11 protein-coding genes and 1 pseudogene are annotated in these 11,387 nt (G+C 71.9%); 2 read left to right on the plus strand and 10 right to left on the minus strand.

Annotated features, from left to right (window positions below):
- The 3 genes from AOK15_RS28345 to AOK15_RS28355 form a co-directional block, all read right to left on the minus strand.
- Positions 1-687: sugar phosphate isomerase/epimerase family protein (locus AOK15_RS28345; RefSeq protein WP_055521206.1), on the minus strand; the 687-nt coding region annotated here is incomplete at its 3' end.
- A 50-nt stretch (positions 688-737) separates the two neighbouring features.
- The gene (locus tag AOK15_RS28350) at positions 738-1,772 is read right to left on the minus strand and encodes an SCO3242 family prenyltransferase (RefSeq protein ID WP_205632245.1); all 1,035 of its coding nucleotides are present in this window, start codon (positions 1,770-1,772) and stop codon (positions 738-740) included.
- Positions 1,773-1,885: 113 nt separating this feature from the next.
- Positions 1,886-3,298, minus strand: coding sequence for a phytoene desaturase family protein (locus tag AOK15_RS28355; protein WP_055521207.1), 1,413 nt, complete (start codon positions 3,296-3,298; stop codon positions 1,886-1,888).
- Between the two features lie 131 nt (positions 3,299-3,429).
- Here AOK15_RS28355 and AOK15_RS28360 point away from each other — a divergent pair, with 131 nt between their 5' ends.
- The gene (locus AOK15_RS28360) at positions 3,430-4,095 is read left to right on the plus strand and encodes a hypothetical protein (protein WP_157870394.1); all 666 of its coding nucleotides are present in this window, start codon (positions 3,430-3,432) and stop codon (positions 4,093-4,095) included.
- Here AOK15_RS28360 and AOK15_RS28365 read toward each other — a convergent pair.
- From AOK15_RS28365 to AOK15_RS28380, 4 genes are all read right to left on the minus strand, one after another.
- A complete protein-coding gene (locus AOK15_RS28365; protein WP_055521200.1) occupies positions 4,031-4,876 on the minus strand; it encodes an inositol monophosphatase family protein in 846 nt (281 codons plus the stop codon). The genes AOK15_RS28360 and AOK15_RS28365 overlap by 65 nt on opposite strands.
- 105 nt (positions 4,877-4,981) lie before the next feature.
- The gene (locus tag AOK15_RS28370) at positions 4,982-6,844 is read right to left on the minus strand and encodes a gamma-glutamyltransferase family protein (protein WP_055521201.1); all 1,863 of its coding nucleotides are present in this window, start codon (positions 6,842-6,844) and stop codon (positions 4,982-4,984) included.
- A 98-nt stretch (positions 6,845-6,942) separates the two neighbouring features.
- Entirely contained in the window at positions 6,943-7,770 is an 828-nt protein-coding gene (locus AOK15_RS28375) for a class I SAM-dependent methyltransferase (RefSeq protein WP_055521202.1), read from the minus strand.
- Between the two features lie 40 nt (positions 7,771-7,810).
- The gene (locus tag AOK15_RS28380) at positions 7,811-8,503 is read right to left on the minus strand and encodes a DUF4232 domain-containing protein (protein ID WP_055521203.1); all 693 of its coding nucleotides are present in this window, start codon (positions 8,501-8,503) and stop codon (positions 7,811-7,813) included.
- 189 nt (positions 8,504-8,692) lie between these two features.
- Between AOK15_RS28380 and AOK15_RS28385 the strand changes: the two genes are divergently transcribed.
- On the plus strand, positions 8,693-9,364 hold the full coding sequence (locus AOK15_RS28385; protein ID WP_055521208.1) for a hypothetical protein: 672 nt from the start codon (positions 8,693-8,695) through the stop codon (positions 9,362-9,364).
- 48 nt (positions 9,365-9,412) lie between these two features.
- On the opposite strand, the pseudogene AOK15_RS28390 reads toward AOK15_RS28385, so the two are convergent.
- The 3 genes and pseudogenes from AOK15_RS28390 to AOK15_RS28400 all read right to left on the minus strand — a co-directional run.
- Positions 9,413-10,117 (minus strand): annotated as a pseudogene (locus AOK15_RS28390) (cytosine permease); the annotation flags it as partial.
- A 28-nt stretch (positions 10,118-10,145) separates the two neighbouring features.
- On the minus strand, positions 10,146-10,439 hold the full coding sequence (locus tag AOK15_RS28395) for a hypothetical protein (protein WP_055521204.1): 294 nt from the start codon (positions 10,437-10,439) through the stop codon (positions 10,146-10,148).
- Positions 10,440-10,644: 205 nt separating this feature from the next.
- Complete coding sequence (locus AOK15_RS28400; protein ID WP_055521205.1) at positions 10,645-11,055, minus strand: hypothetical protein; 411 nt, start codon at positions 11,053-11,055, stop codon at positions 10,645-10,647.
- Between the last annotated feature and the right edge of the window lie 332 nt (positions 11,056-11,387).

Genomic DNA, 11,387 nt, shown 5'->3' on the forward strand with positions numbered 1-11,387 from the left:
GCGTGCGGCTCGCCGCGCCGCACCTCCTCGAACGTGCAGATCGAGGACATGCGGCGCGGCGAGCCGCACGCACTCCAGGACGGTCCGCTCCTCCACGCAGTGGGCGTGCCCCACATCGAGGGTGATCCCGAACAGCTCGTGCCCGCCGACGAGTTCGGCCAGTTCGAGGCATCGCTCGACGGTGTCGACGAACATGTACGGCTCCGGCTCGAAGGCCAGGGAGACGCCGTACTCCTCTGCCGTCTCCAGGACGGTCTCCACGCCCGCGGCGAGCCGCTTCCAGGCGTCCCCCGCCTGGAGTCCATCGTGCGGTGCGGGGCCGCTGCACAGATGGACGGTGGGCGAGCCCAGGTCGGCGGCCACGCGTACGGCGCGCCGCAGCAGGTCGATCCGGTGTTCCGCCGCGTCGGACATCAGGGTCGGCCGGTGCTTGCCCCAGGGGTCGAGGAGGTAGGGCGCCCCGGTCTCCAGGGTCACGTCGAGGTCGTGCCGGTCGAGGTCCCGGGCGATCTCGGCGACGCGTCGGGGCAGGTCGGGGGCGTACGGGTCGAGGTGCCCGTGGTCGAGGGTGAGGGCGACCCCGTCGTAGCCGAGGTCGGCGAGGACGGTGAGGACGTCGCCTAAGCGGTGGTTGGTGAAGCCATTGGTGCCGTAACCGAATCGGGGGGGGGTGGGGGGCACGGTCATGCCGGCGTTCCTCCTGCGGAGGTCTGTGCTGGTCGAGGGGGTGGTTCAGTTCAGGTGGGGGAGACACGCCGGGCGAGCCGCCGGGCCAGGGGGTGGGCGACGCCGAGGGCGGCCGCCACGGCCGTGGCGCCGCTGCGCGCGGTCAGCGCCGTCTGGAGTGGCAGGAACCCGAGGATCCCGGCCCCGACGGCCCGCCGCACGTTCTCGCCCGACGGCTCCCGTACCGCGCGGATCTGGGCCGTGCCGTAGGTGCCGAGGTAGGCGAGGGCTCCCGCGCCGACGACGGCGGCCCGGGTGACGGCCGACCGAGTGGTGGGATGGCTGCCGGGGTACCGCCGGACGGCGGACCCGGCCGTGCGCCCCGGGGACGGCTCCGCCGTGCCGGCCCGCGCGGAGGCGATCGCCGTGCGGACGGCGGGCAGCGCCGCCGCGAGGGCGGTGGTCGTGGCGGCGGCGAGGGTCGAGGCGGGCACCCGGGCGGGGGCGCCGGAGATCTCGTGGCGGCTGAGGGCGGACAGCGTGTACGTGTGGGCGCCGACGAGCGCGGCCGGTGCGGCGCCGCGCAGCAGAGCCCGGCCGGTTCCGCCCGGGCGGGCGGCGGCCAGCGCGCCGGCAAGGACGTCCAGGGTCCGGGCCGAGGCCATGGCGGCCGCTCCCGCGGGGGTGGACTTCAGCTTCAGGTCATAGGCCCAGATCACGCCGGTCAGCGGCAGCGCTGCCAGCACGCTGCGGCGACCGCCGGAGGCGGCGGCGAGCCCCAGGCCCGCGGCGGTGAGCGCACCGGCGACGGCGAGGGCGGTACTGCGGGGGACGCGGCCCGAGGGGACGGGCCGCTCGGGGCGTTCGACGGCGTCGATCGTGGCGTCGGCATAGTCGTTGAGAGCCATGCCGGCCCAGTAGAGGCAGACGGATGACCCCATGACTCCCAGCGTCGGCGCGCCGAGCGGGCGCCCAGCCGCTGCGGCCCCCGCCAGGATGTCACCCGGCACGCTCAACGCGGCCGGTGCACGTACGAGTTGAGCGAGATCCGCGAGGCGCACGGCTGGCCGCGTGCCGGAGCGGACATCCCATCTCCGATCTTTCATGGCGGCAACCTACCCCTGCCGCTCGGACATTCATGTGGAGAAAGCGTGAAGACCTTTGTCGTTTCGTGACTTGATATTGCCTACTGGTGCACGCCTCTGTGTGCTATCGGTCGTCAGAGTTCCTGACGCAGTCTCCGCCACACCGCCTTGGCCGCGTTGTGCCCCGACATCCCGTGCACTCCGGGGCCGGGCGGGGTGGCCGACGAGCAGATGAACACGGCCGGATGCGGGGTGCGGTACGGCCGGAGCGTGAGCTTGGGACGGAGCAGCAGCTGCAGGCCGGAGGCGGCGCCGCAGGCGATGTCACCGCCGACGTAGTTGGCGTTGTGCGCGGCGAGTTCGGCCGGGCCGGCGGTGGCGCGGGCGAGGACAAGGTCGCGGAACCCCGGTGCGAAGCGCTCCAGTTGGCGCTCCACGGCGTCGGTCAAGTCTCCGGTCCAGCCGTTCGGCACATGGCCGTACGCCCAGAAGACGTGCTTGCCCTCGGGGGCACGGGTGCGGTCGACGAGGCTGGGCTGCACGGTGATCAGGAACGGCCGGTCGGGGGCGTGGCCGTGCCGGGAAGCGGCGTCCAGGGCGGTGCTGATCTCCGCCTTGCTCGCCCCGACCTGGACCGTGCCCGCGGCGCGCGCCTCCTCGGCGGTCCAGGGCACGGGGCCGTCCAGCGCGTAGTCGACCTTGAAGACGCTCGCGCCGTACCGGTACGACTCGTAGAAGCCTCCGAAGCCGGCGATCCGGGCCAGGGCGGTGGGCGAGGTGTCGAAGACGTAGGCGCGCGCCGGCGGCAGATCGTCGAGCCGCTTGACCTCGTAGTCGGTGTGGACGGTGCCGCCGAGGTCCTTGAGATAGGCGGTGAGCGCGTCGGAGACGGCCTGGGAGCCGCCGCGGGCGACGGGCCAGCCGGCGGCGTGCGCGGCCAGCGCGAAGACCAGGCCCACGGCGCCGGTGGCGAGGCCGCCGAGCGGAGCGATGACATGCGCGACCAGCCCGGAGAACAGCGCCTTCGCCTTCTCGTCCTTGAAGCGGCGCATCAGCCAGGTGGAGGGGGGCAGTCCGGCGAGGCCGAAGCGGGCGAGGGTGACCGGGTCGCGGGGCAGCGCCGACAGCGGCAGCGACATGAAGTCCCGCACCAGGGTGTCCCACTTCGGCAGGAACGGCTCGATCAGTCTGCGGTACGCGCCCGCGTCCCGCGGCCCGAACGAGGCGGCCGTCTCCCCCACCGAGCGGGACAGCACCGCCGCCGAGCCGTCCAGGAACGGGTGCGCCATGGGCAGCTCGGCGTGCAGCCACTCCAGGCCGTAGCGGGCGAGCGGCATCCCGTTGAACGCGGGCGAGTTGACGCCCAGGGGGTGGGCCGCCGAGCAGGGGTCGTGCCGGAAGCCGGGCAGGGTCAGCTCGGCGGTGCGGGCACCGCCGCCGACCGTGTCCTTCGCTTCGAACACCGCCACGGAGAAGCCGCGGCGGGCCAGCTCCACGGCAGCCGTCAGGCCGTTCGGCCCCGCCCCCACCACCACCGCGTCGAGCATCGCCGGCACGTTCGGACCCCTTCGTCAGCCGATGGTCATCGAGCGCCGCGAACGGGTTTCCGCCCGGCGGCGAACCTGCGCTCAGGATATGCCCGCCCACCGACAGCCACGGCATGGGTAGGCTGCGCCGCATGACGCGCCGGTTCCGCCGCACCGACCCCGAGCAGGATCTCCAGCACTGGTTCGAGGTGGGGGACGACGGGCGGGTACTGCGGCAGGCGACCTTCGACAGCAGGCGGGAACTGCCCCCGCTGCCCGAATGGCTCACGAAGCGCCCGGACGAGACGACCGGCGCCGCGTCGGTCGCCGCTTCTCGGGCGTACCTGACCGCGACACGCGAGGAACACGGCCCGCTCGCCGGTCAGCTCTACGAGGCCGTGTACGGCGTCCTCGACGAGGGGCCCGTCGAGGAGCCGCCGGAGGCGGTGCCCGTCACGGAGGAGGCGTTCGAGCAGGCGTGGAGGACCGCCCTACGGGACCGGCACTTCAGCCGTTACGACACGGGGCCGCTCCCCCAGGGCGCCCGGCTCACGGGCACGGTGTCCGCACTGCCCTGGGGGCCGGGGCTGACCGGCATGGTCGTGGACATCGGGCAGCCCGTGGGAGCCTTCGTGGATGTGCTCCACCTCCCCCGGGAGTCCGAGGACTGGCCTGCGGTCGGCACCGTGACCGAGTTCGAGGTCGTCACCATCCGCTTCTACCTGGAACCCGGCACATGCCCGGGACTGCAGCTCAGGCTCCGGCCGACAGCAACCCCCGCACCCGGCGAGCCGTGGCCGCGTCCCGCGCCGCGGTGAACGGCAGGGTGTTGCCGCCGGTTATCCGGAAGGGCTCGTCCGCGAGCGTCAGATGGGCGCCGCCGGACTCCTCGACGAGGAGGAGGCCCGCCGCGTGGTCCCAGGCCGCCTCCCAGGAGAACGCGACCGCGTCCAACCGCCCTCGGGCGATGGCGAGATACTCCAGCCCCGCCGACCCGCACGGGCGTGGGGCGACGCCCTCCGTCCACAGGCCGAGCAGCGCCGCCTTCTGCTCCTCCGTGGTGTAGTCCGGGTGGGAGGTGGCCACGTCGAGGTCACGGCCGGGCTCGGGAGAACCGGCGTGCAGCCGCTCGCCGTCCAGCGTGGCCCCCCGGCCCCGAATCGCCACGGCGAGCCGGTCGAGCGCGGGCGCGTACGTCCAGGAGGCGCGCACCACGCCGTCCAGGGCGAGGGCGACGAGCGTGCAGAAGCCGGGCTCGCCGCGCACGAACTGCCGGGTGCCGTCGACCGGGTCGACGATCCAGACCGGCGCGTCGCCGTGGATCGCCTCGTAGGACGCGGGGTTGGCGTGGACCGTCTCCTCGCCGACCACGACGGAGCCGGGCAGCAGCGCGGGCAGCGCCTCCGTGAGGTACAGCTCGGCCTTGCGGTCGGCGTCGGTGACGAGGTCGTGGGGGCCGTTCTTCTGGTCGACCTCGTGCTCGGCGAGCTGCCGCCAGCGCGGCATGATCTCGGCGGCCGCCGCCTTGCGGATCGCTTCTTCGACGTCGGAGGCGTGCCGGGCGAGAAACTCGTCGATGGTTTCGCTGTCTTCGATCATGCCTCCATCACAGCACGCACCACTGACAATCCCCACCGGGAGGGTGCACTCCGCATGGAATCACCATGAACAGCGGGTCCGCCGCGGCAGGGCGGCGGCTCCCGCTCAGCGTCCGACCGCGTACCCCTGCATGCCCCGTGGGTTGGCCGCCGCCGAGAGCACTCCGGTCGCGGGGTCGCGCGCGACCGCGCAGAGGCGGCCCTCGGACCAGGGGTCGCCGACGGTGACGTCATGGCCGCGGCGGCGGAGTTCCGCGACGACCTCCGCGGGCATGCGGGACTCGACGGTGACGCTGCCGGGGCGCATGCCGCGCGGGAAGAAGGAGCCGGGGAAGCCGTCGTTGTGCCAGTTCGGGGCGTCGATGGCGCCCTGGAGGTCGAGGCCGCCCCGGACCGGTGGGCTGAGGGCGACGCCGAGAAAGAAGTGGAGCTGCCACTGGTCCTGCTGGTCTCCGCCGGGCGTGCCGAACGCCATCACGGGCACCCCGTCGCGCAGCGCCAGCGACGGGGTGAGTGTGGTGCGGGGCCGGCGGCCGGGGGTGAGCGAGTTCGGCAGTCCCTCGTCCAGCCAGGTCATCTGAAGCCGGGTGCCGAGCGGGAAACCCAGCTCGGGCACGACGGGGTTGGACTGGAGCCACCCTCCGCTGGGCGTGGCCGCGACCATGTTGCCCCAGCGGTCGACGACGTCCAGGTGGCAGGTGTCGCCCCGCGTGCTCCCGTCCGCCCCGACCTCGGGCTCCCCCGGCACCCGGGAAAGGAGGCTCTTGGCGACGGTGGGCTCGCCGATGCCCGCGCGGGCTCCGCCGACCGTGGGCTCCCCGACCCCCATGGGGCTGAAACCTGGCGGGTCGGTGGCCACCACGCGCGCGTGGGCGCTCAGACGGGGGGTGCGCCCTCCGGGGCTGCCGGGCCGCAGATCGTAGGAGGCCGTGTCGCCGACGAGGGCCCGCCGCTCGGCGTTGTACGCGTCGGACAGCAGCTCGGTCAGCGGCACCGGCGCCGCGTCGCCGTACCAGGCCTCGCGGTCCGCCATGGCGAGCTTGCAGCCCTCGATCAGCAGGTGCACGTAGTCGGCCGACCCGTGCGCGGGCAGTTCGTCCGGCAGCAGGGCGAGTTGTTGGAGGAGGACCGGGCCCTGGCTCCAGGGGCGGGCCTTGCACAGGGTCCAGCCGTTCCAGTCGTAGGTCGCCGGGGGCTCGTAGGAGGCGGACCAGGTGGCCAGGTCGGCCGCCGTGAGCGTGCCGGTGTGCCGTTCGCCGCTGGTGTCCAGGGTGGGCCGCCCGGCCTGCCGGACCAGGGCCTCGGCGACGAAGCCCGAGCGCCACACCTCCCGGGCCGCCTCGATGCGGGCCTCGCGGTCGCCCGCCCCCTCGACCTCGGCGAGCAGCCGCCGCCAGGTCGCGGCCAGGGCGGGGTTGCGGAACAGCTCGCCGGGGCGGGGCGCCCGTCCGCCGGGCAGGTAGACCTCCGCCGACGACACCCACTCCTTCTCGAAGAGGTCGCGCACCGACTCGACGGTCGCGCCGACGTTCTCCACGGGCGCGTGCCCGTCCTCCGCGTAGCCGATGGCGTACTTCAGGACGTCGGCGAGGTCCTTGGTGCCGTAGTCGCGCAGCAGGAGCATCCACGCGTCGAACGCGCCGGGGACGGCGGCCGCCAGGGGGCCCGTGCCGGGGACCAGGTCCAGTCCGAGTCCCCGGTAGTGCTCGATCGTCGCCCCGGCGGGCGCCACGCCCTGTCCGCACAGGACGCGGACCTCGCCCTCCGCCGTCGCGAGGACGAGGGGCACCTCCCCCGCGGGCCCGTTGAGGTGCGGCTCGACGACGTGCAGCACGAACCCGGCGGCCACGGCCGCGTCGTAGGCGTTGCCGCCGTTCTCCAGGACGGCCATCGCGGACTGCGAGGCGAGCCAGTGCGTGGAGGACACCATGCCGAACGTCCCCTGGAGCGTCGGTCGAGTGGTGAACACAGGAGGACTCCTCACAGCGCGACGATCGTCCGCCGATCGTACGCAGCACCCTCAATCGCCCTCGGACGCGCGGTGACGCGGGCCGCCCACAGCCCGCCTCACGCGCGCCGCCCCACGGTCAGCACATGCCCGCTCGTGCCCAGCAGCGACGGCTCCGACTCGATACGCCGGGTCGCCGCCAGAACGGCCTCCCGCCGCTCGGGGTCGTCCAGCCACGTGTCCACGTCACCCATCAGCCAGGCGACGCCCTCCACACCGTACTGGCCCTCGCAGACCAGCCCTGCCGCGTCGAACTCGCCCGGCACCTCGGCCGGATCGGCGAAGTAGGCGGTGGTGAAGTCGGGGTCGTCCGCCGAGGGCACGTGGCGCCCGTCCGCCGCGACGGCGTCGGTGCGCTCCCGTCGCTCCGGGCGGAAGTAGTTCCCCTGCCGGAGTGTGTCGTTGAGCCCCGCGTACCGGTTGATCGTGGCCGCGACCACCACCCCACCGGGCCGTACGGCACGCCGGGCCTCCGCCAGCGCCCGTACCCGCTCCGGGCGTTCGGGCAGGTGGTAGAGGGGCCCGAGGAGGAGGACGACGTCGTACGCGGTGTCCTCGGCGGGCAGCGCGCGTGCGTCCCCGAGCCGGGCGGTGACCCCGGGCAGCAGGCCCGACCGTTCGACGTGCATCGGTACGGGGTCGACGACCTCGACCTCGTGGCCGTCCCCCGCGAGCCATGCCGCGTGGACGCCCGTGCCGCCGCCGACGTCGAGCACGCGTGCGGGGGTGTCGGGCAGGAACCGTCGGAGGAGCTCCTGGGTGCGCCAGAACTCCAGTCGTCCGGCGCCTTCGGCGAGACGGGTGTTCTCGCCGCCCCGCTCGTAGTAGGCGAGGATCTCCTCGCGCAGGTAAGGGGTTCCGGACGCTGGGGAAGGTAACCGGGTCATGTGTCAAGGGTGCTGATCGCCGCGGAGGCGGTGCAACGGGTTAAGAGGCCCGCGAGGCCTTCGTCCAGGCGCCGGTGCCGAGGCGGCCGGTGGTGCCGAGGTCGATGCCGCCCTCGGGGGCGAGTACCTGTGCGGGTCGGCCCTTCGCGGTGGCGACGCGCAGGTAGGGGGCGTCGACGGCGGGGACGTCCGCCTCGGTGACGGTGTTGCGCCAGACCAGCGAGGTGGTCGCGGACTCGCCCGGCTTCAGCGTCACCTTGTGTGGTCCGGGGTCGGGCACACCCGTGGTGATCTCCTCCGGGCCGCGCAGGACGCGGACGTCGACGGGTTCGCGGTCCTGGTCGAGCACCTGGACCGCGGGATAGCCGTTCACGGCGTACGACTTGGTGCCGCAGTTGGTGAGCGTCACCGTCATCGCGCGCAGTCCCATCGCGGCCTCCACGAGACCCGGCAGCATCCGCACCCCGGAGGACGGGCAGGCGTCCGTGGGGTCTGCCGACGGCGCCTCCGTGGGCCGCACGTCCAGGCCCGAGGGCAGTCCCTCGGGCAGTTCGTCGGCGTGCACGCCACCCGGCCGTTCGGTTCCCGCCGACGAGGCCGATGTCGAGGGGAGGTCGAGATCGGGGTTCACCTCGCGTTCGATCTCCTCCCCGAGTCCGCAACCGCCGACGGCCAGGATCAGCGCGGCGGCAAGGAACGCACGGGAGGCGGTGCGGCGGGGTATCGGGATCATGGATCCGATCCTGACACGCGCTCCCGGCGGAGGGCGGGACTCCGGAAAGTCGCCGTACGACTGAACGGTGAGGGCCGGTCACCACGTATACACAGAGCGAGGTCGCACTTTCGCCCCACAGGCAGTCGTGTGACACTGACGTACCCCACCGACCGGCGGTACCGCCGCCACGACCCCGAGAAGTGCGCTGTGCGTGATCTCCCTCTGCCGCTCGCCCTCACCGTGCGTCTGCTTCCGGTCGCCGTACTCGCCACGGCAGGCTGGGCGTTGTCGTCCGGTTCGTCGGACACGAGCCCGGCGGGGAAGGAGTCCGCGCCGGAGACCGCGTCCGGGCCCATCTCCGCCTCCGAGTCCGCGCCGGACACGTCCGCCGCGACCAAGACCTTCGCGAAGGCGCCCTCGCCCTGCGGTGCCATCGCGGCGAAATCGGTCAAATCCCTTGTTCCGGGCGCCAAGACGGCCGGTAAGGAAATAGCGTCGACCGACGACTCCGTGCGCCGCACCTGCTCCTGGAACGCCCTCGACGGTTACGACTACCGCTGGTTGGACATCTCGTACGAGATTCACCAAACGGACGCGAAGGCCGAAACCACCTACAAGGATCGGTTGTCGCAGAAGAGCGGCGGTGGCGCGGTGCCCGGCCTCGGTGACGCGGCCTACTCCGTCGTGAACCTCACCACCGAGGACAAGCAGCAGACCCGCGAGGGTGTGGTGTACGCGCGCGTGGCCAACGCCATGGTGGTCGTCACCTACAACGGCAGCGACTTCGAGTCGCAGAAGGCGCCCGGCACCGAGGAGATCAACAAGGGTGCCATCAAGGCGGCGAAGGAGGCGGTGGCCGCGCTGGAGGGCACCCGGTAGGGGCACGTCTCCGGCACGGCCACCGCCTCCCTGGTCAGGGCCGTCGGCTCAGACGGTCGCTCTCGCCTTCCCCCGCTCCCCCGCCATCAGCGCCACGTACACCAGCATCGAGGTGGCGACGCCCACCGCCCAGCCGTAGTCGGCGAGCGGCTTGAGGAACGGGATGAGGCCGTCCTGCGGGAACGGTCCCGAGGAGACACCCTCCGCGTTCACGCTCGAGTAGGAGCCGCCGACCGCGAGGACGCCGCCCACCAGGAACGCGGCGATGGCCCGCCAGTTCCAGCCGGCGGTGTACCAGTAGCGGCCGCCCTCCGTGTACAGGTCCGCGAGGTGCAGGACCGTACGGCGGATGATCCAGTAGTCGGCGATGAGGATGCCCGCGACCGTGCCGAGCAGTCCGCCGACCACTCCGAGCCAGGTGAAGATGTAGAACTCGGGCGTGGAGATGAGCTTCCAAGGGAAGATCAGGATGCCGAGGACGCCGGTGATCAGGGCGCCCGTACGGAAGTTGATGAGCTTCGGCGCGAGGTTCGCGAGGTCGTACGCCGGTGACACCACGTTCGCCGCGATGTTGACGGAGATCGTCGCGATCAGCACGGTGATCAGGGCGAAGAGCAGACCGAACGTGCTGTCGGCCTTGGCGGCGAGGGTGACCGGGTCCCAGATGGCCTCGCCGTAGACGGCCTCGGAGCCGGAGGTGACGAGGACGGCGAGGATCGCGAAGAGCGTCATCGTCGTCGGCAGGCCCAACGCCAGGGAAACCCACCCTTAAAGACGCAGGTCAGCGGCTAGCGAGCCCCAGAAGGGCGGCGGAGATACCCGTTCGGGTGGGGTCCCGCGACCAGATGCCGAGGGTGGTGACCCGGTCGGCGTAACGATTCAGCTCATCCAGCAAGGCCCGGTCGATGGAGCCGGGGCGCACGATGATGAGGGTGAGGTCTTCGAGTTCGATCTCCATCATCATGCGCCCGTCGGGGAGTTCGAACGGCGGGCATCCGGGGGGCAGTTCGTTGCTGAAAACGATCTGCGCTCGGACCGTCTTGCGGGCGGTGGTGGCGGTGCAGTGTTCCGGCATGGGACCCCCATGGACGTGCCGCATCTTTTATTCGATAGCACGTTCGAACGTAATGTTCGTGCAGGCTACCTCAATCACACGCTTCCCAGGCGGACCGCCAATGGTGCCATCTCACGCAGGCTGCGACTACTCCCCGCCAATAAGTACTACCGGGCGTGATCGCCATGGCCAACGATCTTGACCGTGAATATGCCAGATGTCCGGATCAGTGACCCTCAGTCAGCGACCTCATCAGAGCCCGGATGGCTTCACGCTGAGTGGGAGTCAGCCGGTCGGCGTCCGCCAGGAACGCCCGCGCCTCAGCCGACTCACTGAACACCGGCTCCGACCCAAAGAACTGGGCACTCGCCGCATCCTGCAACACACCCACGGGCACGCCGAGGCCGGCCTCCATGCCGCGGAGCATTTCGTACGACGGCGGCTCCACGTTCTCACCCGTGACCAGCCGGTGCAGCCAGCTTCCCTTGACGGTCTGCTCGCCCGATTCGGGGTCCACGCAGCGCGCCGCCAGCCTCTCGTAGCCGAGGCCGATCTCTTCCTTCCGGCGCGCGACGATGTCGCGAAACTGGGTCCGCCCGCTCGTCGCCCTGGAATTTCGCGCTGCCATGACGGTCATGATGCCACTCCGGTGTGTCTCGTGGGCTTGGGGGTGTCCACGCGATCAGGGGGGTGTGGCTGACAACCCCCCTGATAACGCAAGGCTCTTTACCCTGCGCGCTGGACAGAGTGTCCACGTAAATGGATGGGGCGCACCAGGGCGCACAGGTTCTTTGGCGGATTTCACACACGACCATCCAAGACAGTGGACATAGCGTCCACGCCATGCAATGCTCTAACCATCCAAGCGGTGCAACACCGCAGGGCCATTCATTGCATGAGGTGGACGAGTGACCACATCCATCCCCGCCCAACCCGCCCAAGAGCCACTCTTCGAGGTAGACATCGAAC

This window comes from Streptomyces ossamyceticus, from assembly GCF_001418475.1.
Classification (GTDB): Bacteria; Actinomycetota; Actinomycetes; order Streptomycetales; family Streptomycetaceae; genus Streptomyces; species Streptomyces ossamyceticus.